This is a genomic window from Burkholderia sp. USMB20 (assembly GCF_000949135.2).
Taxonomy (GTDB): Bacteria; Pseudomonadota; Gammaproteobacteria; order Burkholderiales; family Burkholderiaceae; genus Burkholderia.
The window spans coordinates 741,595-760,386 of record NZ_JTAN02000019.1 but is presented as its reverse complement, the minus strand read 5'-3'; the positions used below and the strand labels follow the sequence as shown (position 1 = coordinate 760,386).

Here is an 18,792-nt window from a genome sequence, read left to right as displayed (position 1 = left end):
TACCGGAGACACCCGTCATGCCCCGACTCGACACCCGCCCGCGCCTGGCCGATCCGGACGCGTTCTACGAAGCGCTGATCGACATGCATCGCGACCTGTCGGACGCCGACAGCCAGCTCGTCAACGCGAAGCTGATCCTGCTGCTCGCGAACCAGATCGGCGACGCCGACGTGCTGCGCGAAGCGATGGCGCTCGCGCGCCAGGGCGTGACGCCGCCCGTGCATCCGGCCGCCGAGGCGGCGCAATGAGCGCGGCGCCGGCCGACGCGCGCGTGCTCGAAGTCGAGCGCGTGATCGACGAGACGCATCGCCCGGGCTTTCACTGGATGCTGCTCGTGTTGTGCGGGCTGTGTCTCGTGATCGACGGCTTCGATGCGCAGGCGATGGGGTATGTCGCGCCGAGCGTGATCGCCGAATGGGGCGTGCCGAAGCAGGCGCTCGGGCCCGTGTTCAGCGCGAGCCTGTTCGGGATGCTGCTCGGCGCGCTCGGGTTGTCGGTGCTGGCCGACCGGATCGGGCGGCGCCCGGTGCTGATCGGCTCGACGCTGTTCTTTGCGGTGACGATGCTCGCGACGCCGTTCGCGGGTTCGATCCCGGTGCTGATGGCGCTGCGCTTCGTCACGGGCCTCGGCCTCGGCTGCATCATGCCGAACGCGATGGCGCTGGTCGGCGAGTTCAGCCCGGCCGCCCATCGCGTGAAGCGGATGATGATCGTGTCGTGCGGCTTCACGCTCGGCGCCGCGCTCGGCGGCTTCATCAGCGCCGCGCTGATTCCGGCGCTCGGCTGGCGCTCGGTGTTCTTCGTCGGCGGCGCGGTGCCGCTGGTGCTGACGCTCGCGATGTTCGCGCGGTTGCCCGAGTCGCTGCAGTTCCTGGTGCTGAAAGGGCGCGACGCGCAGGCACGCGACTGGCTCGCGCGCTTCGCGCCGCAGGCCGGCATCGATGCGACCACGCGCCTCGTCGTGCGCGAGCGCGCGGCGAGCGGCGCGCCGGTCGCCGAGCTGTTCCGTCATGGTCGCCTGCCGGTCACGCTGCTGCTGTGGTCGATCAGCTTCATGAACCTGATCGACCTGTACTTCCTGTCGAACTGGCTGCCGACGGTGATGCGCGACGCGGGCTATTCGCCGGGCACGGCGGTGATCGTCGGCACGGTGCTGCAGACGGGCGGCGTGATCGGCACGCTGTCGCTCGGCTGGTTCATCGAACGCTACGGTTTCGTGCGCGTGCTGTTCGCGTGCTTCGCATGCGCGGCCGTGTCGGTGGGGCTGATCGGCTCGGTCGCGCATGCGCTGCCGTGGCTGCTGCTCGTCGTGTTCGCCGGCGGGTTCTGCGTGGTCGGCGGGCAGCCCGGCCGTGAACGCGCTCGCGGGCCAGTATTACCCGACGTCGCTGCGCTCGACCGGCATCGGCTGGAGCCTCGGTATCGGCCGGATCGGCTCGGTGCTCGGGCCGCTCGTCGGCGGACAACTGATTGCGCTCAACTGGACCAACGGCGCGCTGTTCCATGCGGCCGCGGTGCCCGTGCTGTGCTCGGCGCTGTTCGTGCTGGGCCTGGCCGGCGTCACGCGGCGCAGCGGGGCGCAGGCGCCGAACACTGCCATGAATTCATGAATTGATGGAGAAAGGAAACGATGACGCTTGACCTGTCGAAACCGGCGACCGCCGGCTACCTGAGCGGATTCGCGAACGAATTCGCGACCGAGGCGCTGCCCGGCGCGCTGCCGCACGGCCGCAACTCGCCGCAGCGCGCGCCGTACGGGCTGTATGCGGAGCAGCTGTCGGGCACCGCGTTTACCGCACCGCGCAGCCACAACCGCCGCTCGTGGCTGTACCGGATCCGGCCGGCGGCCGTGCACCGGCCGTTCGAGCCGTTCACGGGCCCGCAGCGGCTCGTATCGGAATTCGGCGATTCGGCCGACGTGCCGCCGACGCCGCCGAACCAGCTGCGCTGGGATCCGCTGCCGATGCCGGTCGAGCCGACCGATTTCGTCGAAGGGCTCGTGACGATGGCCGGCAACGGTTCGGCGGCCGCGATGAACGGCTGTGCGATCCACCTGTACGCGGCGAACCGCTCGATGCAGGACCGCTTTTTCTACAGCGCCGACGGCGAGCTGCTGATCGTGCCGCAGCAGGGGCGGCTCTTCATCGCGACCGAATTCGGCCGGCTCGACGTCGAGCCGTTCGAGATCGCGGTGATTCCGCGCGGCGTGCGTTTTTCCGTCGCGCTGCCGGACGGCGATGCGCGCGGCTACATCTGCGAGAACTTCGGCGCGCTGCTGCGCCTGCCTGACCTCGGCCCCATCGGTTCGAACGGGCTCGCGAACCCGCGCGATTTCCTCACGCCGCAGGCCGCGTACGAGGATCGCGAGGGCGCATTCGAGCTGGTCGCGAAGCTGAACGGGCGCCTGTGGCGCGCGGACATCGGCCATTCGCCGTTCGACGTCGTCGCGTGGCACGGCAACTACGCGCCGTACAAATACGACCTGCGCCTGTTCAACACGATCGGCTCGATCAGCTTCGACCATCCCGATCCGTCGATCTTCCTCGTGCTGCAGTCGCCCAGCGACACGCCGGGCGTCGACACGATCGACTTCGTGATCTTCCCGCCGCGCTGGCTCGCGGCCGAGGATACGTTCCGCCCGCCCTGGTTCCACCGCAACGTCGCGAGCGAGTTCATGGGGCTCGTGCACGGCGCGTACGACGCGAAGGCCGAAGGCTTCGTGCCGGGCGGCGCGAGCCTGCACAACTGCATGTCGGGCCACGGGCCGGACGCGGACACGTTCGAGAAGGCGTCGGCGAGCGACACGACGAAGCCGCACAAGGTCGACGCGACGATGGCGTTCATGTTCGAAACCCGCACGCTGATCCGGCCGACGCGCTATGCGCTCGACACGGCGCAGCTGCAGGCCGACTACTTCGAATGCTGGCAAGGCATCAGGAAACACTTCAATCCGGAGCAACGATGAGCGATACCCAAGACTGGCGCGCGACGCTCGACCCGGCTCGCAAGAGCTGGGTCGAGACGGCGAACGATCCCGCCTGCGATTTCCCGATCCAGAACCTGCCGTTCGGGATCTTCAGCGATGCGAAGCAACCGGCGCGCCGCGCGGGCGTCGCGCTCGGCGACCAGATCGTCGACCTCGCCGCGCTCGCGCGTGCGGGCCTCGTGACGCTGCCGGCCGGCGCCGACGTGTTCGCCGCGCCGACGCTCAATGCGTTCATCGCGCTCGGTCGCGACGCATGGCGCAGCGTGCGCGTGCAGCTGTCGACACTGTTTTCACGCGACGACGCGCGACTGCGCGATGACGCCGCGTTGCGCGCGCAAGCGCTCGTCGCGCAGCGCGACGCGACGCTGCACCTGCCGGTCGACATTCCCGGCTACACCGATTTCTATTCGTCGAAGGAGCATGCGACCAACGTCGGCTCGATGTTTCGCGATCCGAAGAATGCGCTGCTGCCGAACTGGTCGGAGATGCCGATCGGCTACAACGGCCGTGCGTCGTCAGTGGTCGTGAGCGGCACGCCGGTGCGGCGCCCGAACGGGCAGCTGAAGCTGCCCGACCAGGAGCGTCCGGTGTTCGGCGCGTGCCGCAAGCTCGACATCGAACTGGAGACGGGCTTCATCGTCGGCCGCGGCAATGCGCTCGGCGAGCCGATCGCGTGCGAGGATGCCGAAGCGCACATCTTCGGGATGGTGCTGCTGAACGACTGGAGCGCGCGCGACATCCAGCAGTGGGAATACGTGCCGCTCGGCCCGTTCAACTCGAAGGGCTTCGCGACGACGATCTCGCCCTGGATCGTCACGCTCGACGCGCTCGAACCGTTTCGCGTCGCGCAGCCCGAACAGTCGCCGCAGCCGCTCGCGTATCTGCGGCACGCGGGCAAGCATGCATTCGACATCGCGCTCGAAGTGACGCTGCGCGCCGAAGGTGCGGCCGAAGCGACGTCGATCTGCCGCACCAACTTCAGGCACATGTACTGGACGATGGCGCAGCAGCTCGCGCATCACACGGTCGCGGGCTGCAACACGCGCGTGGGCGACCTGATGGGTTCGGGCACGATCAGCGGGCCGACGAAGGATTCGTTCGGCAGCCTGCTCGAACTGACGTGGAACGGCAAGGAGCCGCTCGCGCTGAACGGCGGCGGCAGCCGCGCGTTCATCGAGGACGGCGACGAGCTCACGCTCGCCGGGTGGTGCCAGGGCGATGGTTATCGCGTCGGCTTCGGCACCTGTGCCGGCAAGATCCTTCCCGCGCGGGGCGCGTGACGGATCGCGGCGCGACATGTAGCGCGTAGTCCGGAAGGACAGGGCGGCCTGCATTAAGTGGGCCGTTTTCGTTTTGTCGGAGAGTGGCGCGCGTGTGCGCCGATGCGTGCGGGTGGGTGATGCTGCGCACGCGTTTCAGCGTCAGGGTGTTTGAGTCTGCGCCAGCGTGCGCGTCGGTGTCGGCATCGGCATCGGCATCAACGCCAACGCCAACGCCAACGCCAACGCCAACGTCAGCGTCAGCGTCAGCGTCAGCGTCAGACCGCGCGCTGCAACGCGGCGCGTCGTTCCCACAGCGCTGCCGCGACGAACGAGGCGACGCAGACGACCAGCACGCCGATCAGCGCGTTGCTGCCGAGTTGCTCCATCAATGCGCCGGCGACCAGCGGACCGCCGAAGCTTGCGGCGCTCCACGACGCCGACACGAGCGAGCTCGCGGTGACGAGCGCCGCGCCGCGAAAGCGTTCGCCGCACGCGACGAGCGACAGCGTGTAGATGCTGCCGGCCGCCGCGCCCAGCACGAACAGCAGCGGCCAGCACAGCCACGGGTTCGCGATCACGAACGGCAGCAGCGGCAGGCCTGCGAGCACGATCCAGCCGGCGCCGAGGTGCACGCGTTCGCGGCCGAGCTTGTCCGCGAGCCAGCCGATCGGGAACTGCATCGCGGTGTCGCCGAACAGCATGATCGACGCGAGCAGCACGGCGGTCGCGCTCGCGACGCCGTGATCCATCGCATAGAGCGGCAGCAGCGACAGCGCGAGCGTATCGAACAGCGCGAAGAAGCCCGTGCCGATGATCAGCGCGGGCATGCGCGGCAGCACGGCGAACCAGCTGTCGTGCGCTGCGTGATGTGCGTCGTCGCCGGCGAGCGGCGCGCGCCGGATCGTCGCGAGCGCCGGCAGCGCGAGCAGGAACAGCGCGCCGCACAGCGCGAAGCGGATGCGCGTCGCGCCGGCGATCTGGCTGACGAGCACCGGGCCCGCCATCTGGAACAGCGTGAAATTGGTCGCGTAGATCGCGACCACGCGGCCGCGTGTCGAGTCGTCGGCGAGCTGGTTGACCCATGCCTCGCCGATCGTGAACAGCAGCATCAGCGCCGCGCCGCACAGCACGCGCAGCGCGCCCCACACGATCAGGTTCGACGTGAACTGCATCAGCGCGGTGGCCGCGGCGAGCAGCACGACCGACACGACGATCGCGCGGCGCGCGCCGATGCGCCGTGCGAGCGCGGTGACGAACGGGACGATCGCGAGGCCGCCCAGGGCCTGCGCGGCCGTCAGCATGCCGACGACGTTGGTGCCGTGTCCGGCTTCGGTCAAGGCGAGCGCGGTGAGCGGCATCGTGGCGCCGGTGCCGAGACCGACCACCGCGACGCTGAGGATCAGTGCGAGGAAATCACGATTGAGAATGGCTTTCATCGGCCGCGATGCTACACCGTGGCCCCTGAAAGGTCCATGAAGGCCGTCAGGATCGAATGGGGTTGCGTGCGCAACGATCGCGGCGGCGCGCGGGCGCGGACGCGCGCCGTGCCGCCGCGCGTCGCCGCCGCGCGCGCGTCATACGTATCCGGTCGGCCCGCTCACCGGGCGGCGTTCGAGCGACGCCGACCACAGCGTGAGCGCGAGTGCAGCGACCGCCATCGCTGCACCGACCCACGGCAGGTTCACGAGCGACACGCCGGATCCGATCGCCATCCCGCCGAGCCACGCGCCCGTCGCGTTGCCGAGGTTGAACGCGCCCTGGTTCAGCGTCGACGCGAGGTTCGGCGCGTCGCTCGCGCGATCGACGATCAGGATCTGCAGCGGCGGCACGATCGCGAACGCGAGGATGCCCCAGACGAAGATCGTCGCGAGTGCCGCGAACGGCAGGTGCATCGTGCCCGCGAACAGCGCGAGGACGCTGCCGATCAGCGCGAGCGTCGCGATCAGCGACGGCATCCGGCGCCAGTCGGCGAGCTTGCCGCCGAGCGTGCCGCCGACGGTCAGGCCGAGACCGAACAGCAGCAGCACGTAGGTGACCTGGCGCGGCGAGAAGCCCGTCACGTCCTCGAGGATCGGCGTGATGTACGTGAACACGCTGAACAGGCTCGCCGACGCGAGCACGCTGATGCCGAGCACCATCAGCACCTGCGGGTGCTTCAGCACGCTGAATTCGCGCGTGATGCTGGTGTCGGGCATCGCGAGGTGCTTCGGCAGGCACACCGCGAGCGCGGCGGCCGCGGCGATGCCGATGCCGGTGACGGCCCAGAACGTCGCGCGCCAGCCGTACGCCTGGCCGAGCGCGGTGCCGAGCGGCACGCCGAGCACGTTCGCGAGCGTGAGGCCGGTGAACATCAGCGCGATCGCCTGCGCGCGGCGGTTCGGCGCGACGAGGTTGCTCGCGACCACCGAGCCGATCCCGAAGAACGCGCCGTGGCAGAACGCGGTGACGACCCGCGCGGCCATCAGCACCGCATAGCCGGGCGCGATCGCGCAGAACAGGTTGCCCGCGATGAACAGCCCGATCAGGCCCATCAGCGCGCGCTTGCGCGGCATCTTCGCGGTGACGATCGCGAGGATCGGCGCGCCGACCGTCACGCCGAGCGCGTAGCCCGACACGAGCATCCCGGCGGCCGGGATCGACACGCCGAGGTCGCGGGCGACGTTGGGCAGCAGCCCCATGATCACGAACTCGGTGGTACCGATTCCAAATGCGGCGACGGCAAGGGCGAAAAGAGGTAATGGCATCGCGGTGGGCTACGGAAAAGGCCGCGGCCCGAGATCGGCGCGGCATGCGCGGAAGGGGCGAGGCGAGGAGATATCAGCCGCGATTCTACTTCAGTGAAAACCCCTATGCTCGGGGTCAAAATGGTTGTTGCCGGCGTGCGACGGGTGACGGCCAAGGTGCGCCCAAAGTGTGGGATTTGGCGGTGCTCAGTGCTCGGTGCTCGGTGCTCAGTGCTCAGTGCTCAGCGCTCGGTGGCAAGGCAAGGGCGAAGGCGAGAGCGAGAGCGAGAGCGAGAGCGAGAGCGAGCCATAATATCGGGTCGGAGCAAGACCGGCGAAGCGGCCGTTCCGCCCCTCGTGCATCCCGTCAGCGGTCGGACAGGGCGCCGGCGGGTGTCGAGCCGAAGCGGACGTCCGGTGCGGCAACCTCGGGCGACGGCGACGATCCGCCGGTCGCGCCGGAGGTTGCCTTGCCCTCGGCGACCCCGGCCGCCGGCACATCCCAGCCATTTTCGAACAGGCACGCCTCGATCGGCATCCGCGCGGCCCACCGCTCTTCCTCGAGCATCGGCTTCGCATAAAACGCGTCGACGTGCCCGACGCACAGCACGGCGATCGGCTTCGCGCCGGCCGGCATGCCGAGCAACGTGCGCAGCGCGTCGACATCGAACAGCGACACCCAGCCCATCCCGAGCCCTTCGGCGCGCGCGGCGAGCCACATGTTCTGGATCGCGCAGGCGGCCGACGCGAGGTCCATCTCCGGCAGCGTGCGGCGGCCGAACACGTGGCGCTCGCGGTCGTCGGTCAGCGCGACGACCAGCAGTTCGCCGCATTCGCGCACGCCTTCGACCTTCAGCCGCATGAATTCGTCCTGCCGCTCGCCGAGCGCGTCGGCGGTTGCGCGGCGCTCGGCCTCGACCAGCGCATGGATCGCGGTGCGCAGCGCGGGATCGGTGATGCGGATGAAGCGCCACGGCTGCATGAAGCCGACGCTCGGCGCGTGGTGCGCGGCGCGCAGCAGCCGCGCGAGCGTGGCCGGATCGACGGGCGCCGGCGTGAAGTGGCGCATGTCGCGCCGTTCGAAGATGGCGCGGTAGACCGCGGCAATGGCGGAGTCGTCGAAACGCATGAGCGGCAGAAGCAGGGGGAGGTCGGCGCAACGATAGCAGACGCCGCGCGTGCGGCGTTACATCAGTCGAAATAAATTGACGAATCGTTGATGGATCGCGTGCGCTCAGGCGCCGCGCCAACGCTCCGCCAACGCTCCGCCACCGCCGTGCGGAACGACGCGCCTCAGCGCCCCGTCGTGACGACGTTGGTCGGCGTGCCGGCGTGCCACGCCTCGATGTTCAGCAGCGTCGTGTGCGCGATCTCGGCGAGCGCCTCGCGCGTGAAGAACGCCTGGTGCGACGTGACGATCACGTTCGGGAACGTCAGCAGGCGCGCGAGCACGTCGTCCTGCAGCGGCAGGTCGGAGTGATCCTCGAAGAAGAGGCCGCTTTCCTCCTCGTACACGTCGAGCCCGAGATGGCCGAGCTGGCCGCTCTTGAGCGCGTCGATCAGCGCCGGCGCGTCGACCAGGCCGCCGCGGCCGGTATTGATCAGCATCGCGCCGTGCTTCATCCGCGCGAGCGTCTGCGCGTTGATCAGATGGTGCGTCGACGGTAGCAACGGGCAGTGCAGGCTGATGATGTCGGCATGGTGCAGCAGTTCGTCGAGCTCGACATAGCGCGCGCCGTACGCGATCAGTTCGTCGTCGTACGGCGGCATCGAATGTGCGAGCACATGCATCCCGAAGCCCATCATGATCTTCGCGAACACGCGGCCGATCAGGCCGGTGCCGATCACGCCGACGGTCTTGCCGTGCAGGTCGAAGCCGAGCAGGCCGTTCAGCGAGAAGTCGCCTTCGCGCGTGCGTGCGACCGCGCGCGGCAGCCGGCGGTTGAGCGCGAGGATCAGCGCGACCGCGTGTTCGGCGACCGCATGCGGCGAATACGCGGGCACCCGCACGACCGCGATGCCGAGCCGCTCGGCGGCCGTCAGGTCGACATGGTTGAAGCCGGCCGAGCGCAGCGCGATCAGGCGCGTGCCGCCGTCGGCGAGCCGTTCGAGCACGGCCGCGTCGACGGTGTCGTTGACGAACGGGCAGACGACCTCATAACCGTGCGCGAGGATCGCGGTTTCCGCGTCGAGGTGCGACGGCTGGAAGTGCAGCCGATAACCGAATGACCGATTGGCGGCGGTGAATGATTCGTCGTCGTACTGCCGGCTGCTGAACAGGATCACGCGCACGCTGCACCTCCGATGGCTGTCGCGTGCAGTTTACTGCAGGCCCGTCTGCCGGCCCGCGACGATCTCGGCGCGATCGGGCGTGTGCAGGAAGCCGTAGCCGGTCCGCTCGCGGGCCGTCTGCGCGCCGAAATGCTCGAGCGCATGCTCGACGAAGCTGCGCGTGCGGGCCGGCACGTACTGGCGGTTCGGGTAGACGAGCGACAGCTGCGCGTCCGGGTCGTCGATCCGGTAAGCGGGCAACAGCCGCACCAGCGTGCCGGTGGCGAGTGCGTCGGCGACGCTCGGCTCGGGCAGTACCGCGATGCCGGACCCGGCGACGGTTGCAGCGTGCACGAGCGCCAGCTGGTTGACCGTGCAGGTCGGGCGCACCGTGACCGAATGCGTGACGCCGTCGTGGCCGACCAGCCGCCACGCGGGCGCATGCTGGTGCGGCGCGAGCGCGACCCAGTCGTGGCCCGGCAGGTCGTCGGGGGCGCGCGGCTCGCCGCGCCGTTCGAGATAGGCGGGCGCCGCGCAGGCGACGAACGGGTTCGGCGTGAGCGCGTGGCCGATCAGCGTCGGGTTGCCGTCGAGCCGGTTGCCGGTCACGATGCCGACGTCGTAGCCCGAATCGAGCACGTCGAGCGGCCCCTCGGCGACGGTGAGCTGCACGCGCAATTCGGGGTAGCGGTGCCGGAAACTGCTGACGAGCGGCGTCAGCGCGAGCGGCGACAGCAGGCCCGATGCGACGACGCGCAGCGTGCCGGCCGGCTCGCGCACGGCGTGCGCGACGGATGCCTCGAGGTGGTCGAATTCCTCGAGCAGCGCACGGCAGCCGTCGAGGTAGCGCAGGCCGGCCTCGGTCAGCGACAGGTTGCGCGTGGTGCGGTGGATCAACCGCGTGTTCAGGTGAGACTCGAGCATCGCGATCGAGCGCGTGACGAGCGCGTTGGACACGCCTAGATGGTGCGCCGCGCGCCGGAAGCTCTGCTGCTCGGCGACGCAGACGAACACACGCATGGTCTGAATCTGGTTCATGGCTCGCGAATTTCTGGCCCGGTTGATTGATTTTGGTTGGGATTTTTCGTCAAACGACCTGGAAAACCGTCGCGCAACCCCCGGGTCTCGTTCGTCTCGAAAAATCGGTTTTCGATTCTGCAGACGATTGTTCATTACGGAAGCGATATCGTCAACCTGAGAAAGGGGGCGGCTTGCGTAAAATCGAAATCGCGGGTATCGATTTAACGGATCGGCGGCGCTGGCACGCGCCTGGGTTAGTCCGGCGTGTATTCGGAAGGTCCGCCTTGTATTTTAATATTACTCATATAAATCAATATGTTGATGCGGTCGGAATGTGACGTCGTGCGGTAATGGGTGAAATCGCTCACCAATAGATGCTGCGATAGTGGATGTTTTTGTGCCGGTCTGGTTTTCGTGTGCCGATGCCAGTCGCGCGATTTTCATCGTGGTGACCGGTATTCCGGTAGATGCATGCGGCATGCTGAACCCGGGCGTCAGGATGCGCGTCTCAATATTGCCGGAGAAAATCGCGGGCATCGACCGTCCGTTGGAACCGTTTCGCATGCGGCCGGCAATGCCGCGGCAATACGAAACCCGGTCGTGCGACGCGGGCGCGGCAGGCTGGCCCGGTCCGTCGACCGGGCCAGCGTCACGCTGTCCGGGCGCGCGTGCCTCTTGCGCACGGGCGCGGAACGCGGAATGATCGATCAGTTCGCCGTGCCGTGCGGCGAACGACGTCCGAGCGTTTTCTCCGTTCCTCTTTTACCAGCCATGTCCATCGATTACTCGCCGATTCCCTGTCCCGTCGTCGTGCCGCTCGACGCGATCCTGCCCGAAGAACCGCTGCTGATGATGGGGGCCGGCCCGGTCCCGATCCCGGCCGCCGTCGCGAAGGCGAACACGATCGTGATCAACCACCTCGGCGCGACGATGGCGAAGATCATCGAGCAGGTGAAGGAGATGGCGCGCTACGTGTTCCAGACCCGCACGAAGTGGGTGCTCGGCGTCGCCGGCCCCGGTTCCGCCGCGATGGAAATGGCGATCTCGAACCTCGCGTGGCGCGGCACGCGCGTGCTGTCGATCCGCAACGGCTTCTTCAGCGCGCGGATGGCCGAGATGGCCACGCGCGTCGGCGCCGCCGTCGCCACGCTCGAAGTGGCCGACCGCTCGGTCGCGAGCCTCGACGAGATCGCGGACGCGATCGCGCGCGAGCGGCCCGAGATCGTCACGATCGTGCAGGGCGAGACGTCGAACACCGTGTGGAACCGCGAGCTGCGCGACATCGCGGCGCTCGCGAAGGCGGCCGGCGCGCTGGTCGTCGTCGACGCGGTGTGCACGCTGTCGACGATGCCGCTCGAGATGGACGCGTGGGGCATCGATGCGGTGATCACGGGCGGCCAGAAGGGGCTGTCGTCGATTCCCGGCGTATCGCTGATCGCGTTCTCGGACGCCGCGTGGGACCGGATGAAGCAGCGGCCGGAACCGAACGCGCACTGGTGCCTCGACATGGCGCTCGCGGAGAACTTCTGGCACAACGCGGGCTACCACTACACGGCGCCGGTGTCGGGCGTGCTCGCGCTGCACGAGGCGCTGCGGCTCGTCTGCGCGGAGACGCTCGAAAGCCGCTTCGCGCGCCACCTGCGCTGCTCGCTCGCGTTGCAGGCGGGCGTCGAGGCGATGGGGCTCGCGCTCTATGCGCCAAAGGACTGCCGGCTCAACTCGGTGGTCGGGATCGAGACGCCCGAAGGGCTGACGCCCGGGATGGTGTGCGGCCATATCTCGAAGCAGTACCAGGTCGAGATCTCGGGCTCGTTCGGGCTGCCGATCGTGCGGATCGGGCAGATGGGCGAACAGTGTCGCGAACACAACCTGTTCCGCACGCTGCACGCGTTCGGCCGCACGATGATCGACCTGAAGGTGCCGGTGGACCTGCCGGCCGGCGTGGCCGCGCTCGAGCAGGAATTGTCGCAGCGAGGCGCGTAAGCAGGGAGACAGTGATGCGTGCCGGGTGCGCGCTGCGCCAGCCGGCACGTTGAAGGTGCGCGCGGGGCTCAGCCGCCCTGCATCGCGCGCCGATACGCGTTCGGCGTCGTGCCGTGCGCGTCGCGAAAGCGATGGCTGAAGTGGCCGGCGTTCGCGTAGCCGCATTCGGCCGCGACCTGCGCGAGCGGCAGCGCCGTCGTGCGCAGCAGCAGGCGCGCCCGCGCGAGCCGCTGCTCGGCCACCCATGCGTGCGGCGCGCGGCCGAACGACAGCCGGAACATCCGCGAGAAGTGGTATTCGGACAGCGCGGCGACCTCTGCCAGTTCGCCGAGCGTCAGCGGCTGCGACAGGTAGCTGTCGATGTAGTCGCGCACGCGGCGGCGCACGGCCGGCGCGAGTCCGCCGCGGAACGGCACGTCGGTGCGCGTCGTGCTCTGGCCGCGCAGCAGCAGGCTCAATACGTCGTGCGCGGCTTCGTTCACGCGCAGCCGCCCGTCGGCATCGTCCCAGCGCTCCAGCGCAAGCGAACGGAACTGCGCCGCGACGCGCGCATCCTCGAAATAGGTGCGGTCGGCGAGCTTCAGCTCGCGCGGCTCGCGATCGAGTTCGCGGATCGCGCGCTGCGTGAAGTGCTCGGGCAGGAAGTACAGGTGGATGAAGTGCATCTCGCCGCGCACCCACCAGCGCGATTCATGGTCCCCCGGCAGCGTGCACAGCAGGCTCGGCGCGCCGTAGCGCGGCACGCGTTCGCGCTCCGTCCGGTAGCCGCCGTCGAGATAGCACGACAGCGTGTGGTGGCCCGGCTGTTCGTAGATCGTCTCGCTTTCGTCGGTGATGCGCGTCCATTCGGCGATCGCGAGATGATCGCCGAGCCACGTGAAGCGCTCGAGCGTCGCGTTCGCCTCGGCGAGCGTGCGGCACACCGACTGCAGGCCGAACGGCATCGCACCGCCGGCAAGGGCGGCGGCGTGATCGGCGGGCGGGGCGTACAGGGGCGGACTCATGGTGCGACGAGTATAAGCGCGCGCGCGGCGCGCCGTGCGGCCGCCCGAAAAAGACCGCAATTCCGGACAATCCGCGCGGGCGGGGCGGCGGCACAGTCTGAGTCCGTTTCACTCGTTTCGCTTCGTTGCCGCCATGAACCTGTCGCTTTATTTCGTCACCGTGCTGATCTGGGGCACCACCTGGATCGCCATCAAATGGCAGCTCGGCGCCGTGCCGCCGCCCGTGTCGATCGCGTGGCGCTTCTGGCTCGCGGCCGCCGTGCTGTTCGCGCTGCTGCGCGTGATGCGCCGGCCGGTGCGTCCGCCGCGCGAGGCGTGGCGCTACCTCGTCGCGCAGGGCTTCGCGTTGTTCTGCCTGAATTTCCTGTGCTTCTACTACTCGGAGCAGGTCGTGCCGAGCGGCCTCGTCGCGGTGATCTTCTCGACCGCGCCGCTGTTGAATTCGATCAACGGCCGGCTGTTCATGGGCCGCCCGCTGCGGCCGTCCGCGATTGCCGGCGCGCTGCTCGGGCTGACCGGCATCGCCTGCCTGTTCTGGCAGCAGATGGCCGGCCACCTCGACGATCACGCGACCTGGACGGGCCTCGCGATCGCGTTCGCGGGCACGATGTGCTTCTCGGCCGGCAACCTGCTGTCGAGCCGGATGCAATCGATGGGGCTGCATCCGCTCGCGACCAACGGCTGGGCGATGCTGATCGGCGCGGCGATCCTGACGGTCGGCAGTGCGGTGGCCGGGCTGCCGTTCATGATCGACCCGAGCCCGCGTTATCTCGGCGCGCTCGTCTATCTGGCCGTGCCGGGCTCGGTGATCGGGTTCACCGCGTACCTGACGCTCGTCGGGCGGATCGGGCCGGAGCGCGCGGCGTACTGCACGGTGCTGTTCCCGATCGTCGCGCTGGCCGTGTCGACGGTCTTCGAGGGCTACCAGTGGTCGCCGCTCGCGGTGATCGGGCTGCTGCTCGTGCTGGCCGGCAATCTCGTTGCGTTCGACCTGACGCGCCGGTTGTTCCTGCGCACGGCTTGACCGACGTCGTATGGCACTGTCCGGATATCGCGCCGAAAAGTTGACTTGGTTGACTTGATTTCGAATCGGGGCTAGGCTTGATCCTCCGGTTGCATCAGGAGGTGATGATGGTCACGCACGCTCACGCGCTCGAAGGTTCCGCCGCGATTCTCGATATCGAGACCGAGGAGGCGCTGCGCAGCGCCGTCGGCGCGGCAACCATGCTCGGGCCGGATCGCGCCCGTGCGCTGCTCAGGCTGTCGGACGAGCAACTTGGGCACCTGTTCAAGGTAGGCATCGCGCAGGTCATCGATCTGGCCGGCACGATCACGTTCGGTATCGCGGCCGCCGCGACGCGCGACAGGAAGCCGTCCCGACGAAAGAAGGGGGAAGCGGCTACGCGCGCCGGTGTCGCCGTCGCCGATCTGGAGCGGCATGCGCAGGCCGAACGACACGCGCTGGTTGCCGACGGCACGCTGTTGCCGGCCGCGCAGATCTGGACAGGGCTCGGCATGACGCGGCAGGCGCTCAGCAAGGCGGTGGCGTCGGGGCGCATCTTCACGGTCGACGTCGGCGCCGCGCAGTACTACCCGGCGTTCTATCTGGCGGGCGACATCGATCGCAAGACGCTCGGGAAGGTGACTCAGCGTCTCGGAGCCTTGCCGGGATGGAGCAAATGGCAGTTCTTCACGACACCCAAGGCGTCACTCGGCAACGTCACGCCGCTGGTCGCGCTGTCGCGCGGGAAGCTTGACGAGGTCGAGCGTGCGGCCGCAGCGTTTGCGGGACGCTAGGAGGCGCGGGTGTTGACGGTGCCGCGGAAGCATTTCGCGAGCGCGACGCTCACGATCCGCGAGGTGGCGCCTGCGGCGCTGGTCCGGATCTCGCGATTCGCAACCGGCGAGCCGTACTTCGGCAAGTCCGGCGGCAACCGCTTCGACGATCCGCGGCCGCGGCGGCGGTTCGGCACCAGCTATTTCGGTTTCGATCTGCATTGCGCATTCGCGGAGACGGTGCTGCACGACGAAGTCGCCGATCTGGTGCTGGGCGGTTTCCCGCTCGTCACGACCGAGCTCGATCGGTACGTGCTTTCATTCGACGGTGCGCCGTTGGCCGTGGCCGTCCTGCATGGCTTGCCGCTGAAGAACCTTGGCGGCGACGGTGCGTTGTCGACGATCGTGCCGTACGACGTTCCGCAGCAGTGGTCGCTGGCCGTCCACCGGCATCAGCGGCGGGTCGACGGCTTTCTGTACATGTCGCGCCATCTGAACACGTCGGAAGCCCTCGTGCTCTTCGATCGTGCCGAACCCAAGCTCTCGCTCCGGGACGCCGTTCCGTTCCGGGGTCATCCTCAAGCCGTCCGCGTATTGCGCGACTTCAACGTGTTGCTGCGTTGAACGGTGTTGCGCGCGCGGCAGCACGACTCACGCCGCCGCGCCGCTCCCCGCGAGCCGCGCCTGCCGCTGGTACAGCACCATCGACAGCGCGACGCCGGCCGCCGCGGCCACCGCCGCGAACAGGAACACCTGCGGATAACCGAACGCACCGGCCACATAGCCGGCGAGCGGGCCCGTGATGCCGAGCGACAGGTCGAGAAACACCGAATACGCGGACAGCGCCGCGCCGCGGCTCGCCGGCGGGACGAGCGCGACGGCCTCGACGCCGAGCGCCGGGAAGATCAGCGCGAAGCCGAAGCCGGTCAGCGCGGCGCCGACGAGCGCGACGTGCGGCACGGGCGCGAGCCACAGCAGCAAGAGGCCCGAGCATTCGAACGCGAACGACACGATCGCGACGCGGAAGCCGCCGTGAGTCTTGATCGTGTTCGCGAACAGCAGCCGCGCGCCGATGAACAGCGTGCCGAACACGGTCAGCGACAGCGCGGCGTTCGGCCAGTGGCGCGCCGCGTAGTACAGCGTGACGAAGGTCGCGATCGAGCCGAAGCCGGCCGAGCCGAGCGCGAGGCCGAGGCCGTGCGGCAGCACGCGCGTAAACACGCTCGCATACGACATCCGTTCGCCGTGCACGAGCGGCACGGAAGCGATCAGGCGCGCGAGATAGAAGCCGATCGCGGCGAGCGCGATCACGATCACGCCGATCAGCGCCGGATTCAGCGTGTGCGCGATCGCGACGCCGACCGGCGCGCCGAGCGCGAGCGCACCGTAGGTCGCGATGCCGTTCCACGAGATCACCTTCGCGTTGTGCGCAACGCCGACCCGCCCGATGCCCCACAGGATCGCACCGGTGCCGCACAGGCTCTCGCCGACGCCGAGCACGAGCCGGCTCGCGACCAGCAGCACGAGGCTCGCGACCGGCCAGTGGGCCAGCAGCAGCGCGACGAGCAGCAGCACGCCCGACACGCCGCAGCCGATCAGCCCGCGCAGCACCGTCTGCTTCGGCCCGAGCGTATCGGCGAAGCGCCCGGCGAGCGGGCGCGACGCGAGCGTCGCGAAATACTGGACGCTGATCGCGCCGCCCGCGACGATCGCGGAAAAACCGAGGTCGTCATGGACGAAGCCCGGCAGCACCGCGAGCGGCAGGCCGATGGTCAGATAGCAGATGAACGTGAAACAGACGACGGACACGATTTGCAGCGTGACGGCAAACCCGCTGCGCGGCGGTGTGGCGGAATCGGTTGACATGGGGTCGGATCGAATGGACGAAACGGAGCGGAAAGCGGCGAAAAACGGAATCGGGATTTTCCCATGGAACCGGTTTTCACGCAGGTACCATTTAGTTAATCGCGACCCATTTTCATCGTCGAAGAATGGCTGACGGACCGCTGCGGGCAGGCCGGAACCCAGGCCGGGCAAGGCGCCCGACGCCTGCCGGGCGGCCGCGGCGCGCATATCGCGGCAGTTATATGGGCCCCATGCGTGATGGGCTATGGGTTGCGGAATTTGACGGTGATAGCGTGCAAACTGTCAGAGAAACGTCGGTCGAGCGCCCCGCGCAGGCCGCCTTGCCCCCACCGGAAGAACGATAGAGACATGAGTGAGCCGATCCGCTTCTACCATCGTCACGCGGTCCGCGAAGTCAGCGGCGCGGACGTCACCCGCACCGTGCTGCAGTACCTGCGCGAGGATGCGCACTGCACCGGCACCAAGGAAGGCTGCGCGGAAGGCGACTGCGGCGCGTGCACGGTCGTCGTCGGCGAGCTGACCGACACGGGTACGGTCGCGTTCAAGGCCGTCAATGCCTGCATCCAGTTCCTGCCCACGCTCGACGGCAAGGCGCTGTTGACGGTGGAAGACCTGCGCCAGCCGGACGGTTCGCTGCATCCGGTGCAGCAGGCGATGGTCGATTGCCACGGCTCGCAATGCGGGTTCTGCACGCCCGGTTTCGTGATGTCGATGTGGGCGCTGTACGAGAAGCACGGCCATGAAGGCTGCGCCGGCACGTGCGCGAAGGCGAAGGACGTGCCGACGCGCACCGAGATCGCCGATGCACTCACCGGCAACCTGTGCCGCTGCACCGGCTATCGCCCGATCGTCGACGCGGCCGTGCAGATGTTCGGTGCGCCGGCGCCGACGGCACCGGTCGATACGGCCGCGCTGGCCCGCACGCTCGCGTCGCTCAAGCGTGACGACACGTTCGACTACACGACGCTCGACGGCGCGCGCTTCGCCGCGCCGCGCACGCTCGACGCGCTGGCCGCGCTGAAGGTCGAGCGCCCGGATGCACGGCTGCTCGCCGGCAGCACCGACATCGGCCTGTGGGTCACCAAGCAGATGCGTCGCCTCGACGACCTGATCTACGTCGGCCAGATCGCCGAACTGCGGACCGTCGTGCACGGCGACGACTGGATCGAGATCGGCGCGGGCGTGACGGTCGAGGACGGCTATGCGGCACTCGCCGGCACGTATCCGGAACTGACCGAAATGTGGAAGCGCTTCGCGTCGCTGCCGATCCGCAACGCGGGGACGATCGGCGGCAACGTCGCGAACGGCTCGCCGATCGGCGACTCGATGCCGGGCCTGATCGCGCTCGGCGCGCGGGTCGTGCTGCGCGGCGGCGACACGGTGCGCGAGCTGCCGCTCGAGGCGCTTTACACCGGCTATCAGCAAAAGGACATGGCGCCGCACGAATTCGTCGTCGGCCTGAAGGTGCCGACCCGCACCGGCGCGCGCGCGAAGCTGCAGTTCCGCACCTACAAGCTGTCGAAGCGCTTCGACTCCGACATTTCGGCGGTGTGCGCGGCGTTCGCGTTCATCGCGGATGGCGAGCTGATCCGCGAGCCGCGCATCGCGTTCGGCGGGATGGCCGCGACGCCGAAGCGCGCGACGCATACGGAGAGCCTGCTCGACGGCGCGCAGTGGCACGAAGCCAGCGCGCAGGCCGCGATGCAGGCGCTCGAGCGCGACTACCAGCCGCTCACCGACATGCGTGCGACGAGCGCGTATCGCCTCGATACCGCGAAGAACCTGATGTACCGATTCTGGCTGGAGACGCGCCCGCACGACCCGCTGCCGCCGCAGGCGCTGAACGTGCGTGAAGTGGCCGCCGAAGTTGCCAACGACGCGGCGCGCGTCTGACGAGGGAG

At 68.8% G+C, this 18,792-nt stretch carries 16 protein-coding genes and 1 pseudogene; 9 read left to right on the top strand and 8 right to left on the bottom strand.

What is annotated here, in order from left to right:
* The first annotated feature begins 17 nt into the window (after positions 1-17).
* From PL79_RS28095 to fahA, 4 genes and pseudogenes are all read left to right on the top strand, one after another.
* Entirely contained in the window at positions 18-248 is a 231-nt protein-coding gene (locus PL79_RS28095) for a DUF2783 domain-containing protein (protein WP_044844106.1), read from the top strand.
* A pseudogene (locus PL79_RS28090) lies at positions 245-1,610 on the top strand (MFS transporter). Before PL79_RS28095 ends, PL79_RS28090 begins: the two are co-directional and overlap by 4 nt.
* A gap of 20 nt (positions 1,611-1,630) precedes the next feature.
* Positions 1,631-2,965 carry a homogentisate 1,2-dioxygenase gene (gene hmgA, locus PL79_RS28085; RefSeq protein ID WP_044844108.1) on the top strand — a complete coding sequence of 445 codons (1,335 nt, stop codon included), beginning with the start codon at positions 1,631-1,633 and terminating at the stop codon, positions 2,963-2,965.
* Entirely contained in the window at positions 2,962-4,266 is a 1,305-nt protein-coding gene (gene fahA, locus PL79_RS28080; protein ID WP_044844109.1) for a fumarylacetoacetase, read from the top strand. The genes hmgA and fahA overlap by 4 nt, the downstream gene beginning before the upstream one ends.
* A 257-nt stretch (positions 4,267-4,523) precedes the next feature.
* Here the strand turns inward: fahA and PL79_RS28075 are convergent, their stop codons facing one another.
* The 6 genes from PL79_RS28075 to PL79_RS28050 form a co-directional block, all read right to left on the bottom strand.
* On the bottom strand, positions 4,524-5,684 hold the full coding sequence (locus tag PL79_RS28075) for an MFS transporter (RefSeq protein WP_044844110.1): 1,161 nt from the start codon (positions 5,682-5,684) through the stop codon (positions 4,524-4,526).
* A gap of 138 nt (positions 5,685-5,822) precedes the next feature.
* Complete coding sequence (locus PL79_RS28070; protein ID WP_044844111.1) at positions 5,823-6,992, bottom strand: MFS transporter; 1,170 nt, start codon at positions 6,990-6,992, stop codon at positions 5,823-5,825.
* Positions 6,993-7,338: 346 nt separating this feature from the next.
* Positions 7,339-8,100 carry a 5,6-dimethylbenzimidazole synthase gene (bluB, locus tag PL79_RS28065; RefSeq protein WP_044844112.1) on the bottom strand — a complete coding sequence of 254 codons (762 nt, stop codon included), beginning with the start codon at positions 8,098-8,100 and terminating at the stop codon, positions 7,339-7,341.
* A gap of 164 nt (positions 8,101-8,264) precedes the next feature.
* On the bottom strand, positions 8,265-9,263 hold the full coding sequence (locus PL79_RS28060) for a 2-hydroxyacid dehydrogenase (RefSeq protein WP_044844113.1): 999 nt from the start codon (positions 9,261-9,263) through the stop codon (positions 8,265-8,267).
* Positions 9,264-9,293: 30 nt separating this feature from the next.
* Positions 9,294-10,280 carry a LysR family transcriptional regulator gene (locus tag PL79_RS28055; RefSeq protein WP_044844114.1) on the bottom strand — a complete coding sequence of 329 codons (987 nt, stop codon included), beginning with the start codon at positions 10,278-10,280 and terminating at the stop codon, positions 9,294-9,296.
* Between the two features lie 279 nt (positions 10,281-10,559).
* On the bottom strand, positions 10,560-10,799 hold the full coding sequence (locus PL79_RS28050; RefSeq protein ID WP_135801161.1) for a hypothetical protein: 240 nt from the start codon (positions 10,797-10,799) through the stop codon (positions 10,560-10,562).
* A gap of 234 nt (positions 10,800-11,033) precedes the next feature.
* Between PL79_RS28050 and PL79_RS28045 the strand changes: the two genes are divergently transcribed.
* Positions 11,034-12,245: a pyridoxal-phosphate-dependent aminotransferase family protein gene (locus PL79_RS28045; protein ID WP_044844115.1), complete on the top strand. Its 1,212-nt coding sequence runs from the start codon at positions 11,034-11,036 to the stop codon at positions 12,243-12,245.
* A 68-nt stretch (positions 12,246-12,313) separates the two neighbouring features.
* Here PL79_RS28045 and PL79_RS28040 read toward each other — a convergent pair whose 3' ends face one another.
* Entirely contained in the window at positions 12,314-13,249 is a 936-nt protein-coding gene (locus tag PL79_RS28040; RefSeq protein WP_044844116.1) for an AraC family transcriptional regulator, read from the bottom strand.
* Between the two features lie 133 nt (positions 13,250-13,382).
* Here PL79_RS28040 and PL79_RS28035 point away from each other — a divergent pair, with 133 nt between their 5' ends.
* The 3 genes from PL79_RS28035 to PL79_RS28025 all read left to right on the top strand — a co-directional run bounded on the left by PL79_RS28035 (position 13,383) and on the right by PL79_RS28025 (position 15,649).
* A complete protein-coding gene (locus PL79_RS28035; protein ID WP_044844117.1) occupies positions 13,383-14,273 on the top strand; it encodes a DMT family transporter in 891 nt (296 codons plus the stop codon).
* Positions 14,274-14,380: 107 nt separating this feature from the next.
* Positions 14,381-15,046 (top strand): hypothetical protein, encoded by a 666-nt coding sequence (locus PL79_RS28030; protein ID WP_044844145.1) that lies wholly within the window; start codon positions 14,381-14,383, stop codon positions 15,044-15,046.
* 63 nt (positions 15,047-15,109) lie between these two features.
* On the top strand, positions 15,110-15,649 hold the full coding sequence (locus PL79_RS28025) for an RES family NAD+ phosphorylase (RefSeq protein WP_235879346.1): 540 nt from the start codon (positions 15,110-15,112) through the stop codon (positions 15,647-15,649).
* Between the two features lie 27 nt (positions 15,650-15,676).
* Here PL79_RS28025 and PL79_RS28020 read toward each other — a convergent pair whose 3' ends face one another.
* Complete coding sequence (locus tag PL79_RS28020) at positions 15,677-16,891, bottom strand: MFS transporter (RefSeq protein ID WP_044844119.1); 1,215 nt, start codon at positions 16,889-16,891, stop codon at positions 15,677-15,679.
* A 348-nt stretch (positions 16,892-17,239) separates the two neighbouring features.
* On the opposite strand from PL79_RS28020, the gene xdhA reads away from it, so the two are divergent.
* On the top strand, positions 17,240-18,784 hold the full coding sequence (xdhA, locus tag PL79_RS28015) for a xanthine dehydrogenase small subunit (protein ID WP_044844120.1): 1,545 nt from the start codon (positions 17,240-17,242) through the stop codon (positions 18,782-18,784).
* The last annotated feature ends 8 nt before the right edge of the window (positions 18,785-18,792 follow it).

Bases quoted from the DNA above. Each gene is read 5' to 3' on its own strand.
- PL79_RS28040 (WP_044844116.1), bottom strand. From the start codon at position 13,249: ATGAGTCCGCCCCTGTACGCCCCGCCCGCCGATCACGCCGCCGCCCTT.
- bluB (WP_044844112.1), bottom strand. From the start codon at position 8,100: ATGCGTTTCGACGACTCCGCCATTGCCGCGGTCTACCGCGCCATCTTC.
- PL79_RS28035 (WP_044844117.1), top strand. From the start codon at position 13,383: ATGAACCTGTCGCTTTATTTCGTCACCGTGCTGATCTGGGGCACCACC.
- PL79_RS28075 (WP_044844110.1), bottom strand. From the start codon at position 5,684: ATGAAAGCCATTCTCAATCGTGATTTCCTCGCACTGATCCTCAGCGTC.
- PL79_RS28045 (WP_044844115.1), top strand. From the start codon at position 11,034: ATGTCCATCGATTACTCGCCGATTCCCTGTCCCGTCGTCGTGCCGCTC.
- xdhA (WP_044844120.1), top strand. From the start codon at position 17,240: ATGAGTGAGCCGATCCGCTTCTACCATCGTCACGCGGTCCGCGAAGTC.
- PL79_RS28055 (WP_044844114.1), bottom strand. From the start codon at position 10,280: ATGAACCAGATTCAGACCATGCGTGTGTTCGTCTGCGTCGCCGAGCAG.
- PL79_RS28095 (WP_044844106.1), top strand. From the start codon at position 18: ATGCCCCGACTCGACACCCGCCCGCGCCTGGCCGATCCGGACGCGTTC.
- PL79_RS28070 (WP_044844111.1), bottom strand. From the start codon at position 6,992: ATGCCATTACCTCTTTTCGCCCTTGCCGTCGCCGCATTTGGAATCGGT.
- fahA (WP_044844109.1), top strand. From the start codon at position 2,962: ATGAGCGATACCCAAGACTGGCGCGCGACGCTCGACCCGGCTCGCAAG.
- PL79_RS28020 (WP_044844119.1), bottom strand. From the start codon at position 16,891: ATGTCAACCGATTCCGCCACACCGCCGCGCAGCGGGTTTGCCGTCACG.
- PL79_RS28050 (WP_135801161.1), bottom strand. From the start codon at position 10,799: ATGCCCGCGATTTTCTCCGGCAATATTGAGACGCGCATCCTGACGCCC.
- hmgA (WP_044844108.1), top strand. From the start codon at position 1,631: ATGACGCTTGACCTGTCGAAACCGGCGACCGCCGGCTACCTGAGCGGA.
- PL79_RS28030 (WP_044844145.1), top strand. From the start codon at position 14,381: ATGGTCACGCACGCTCACGCGCTCGAAGGTTCCGCCGCGATTCTCGAT.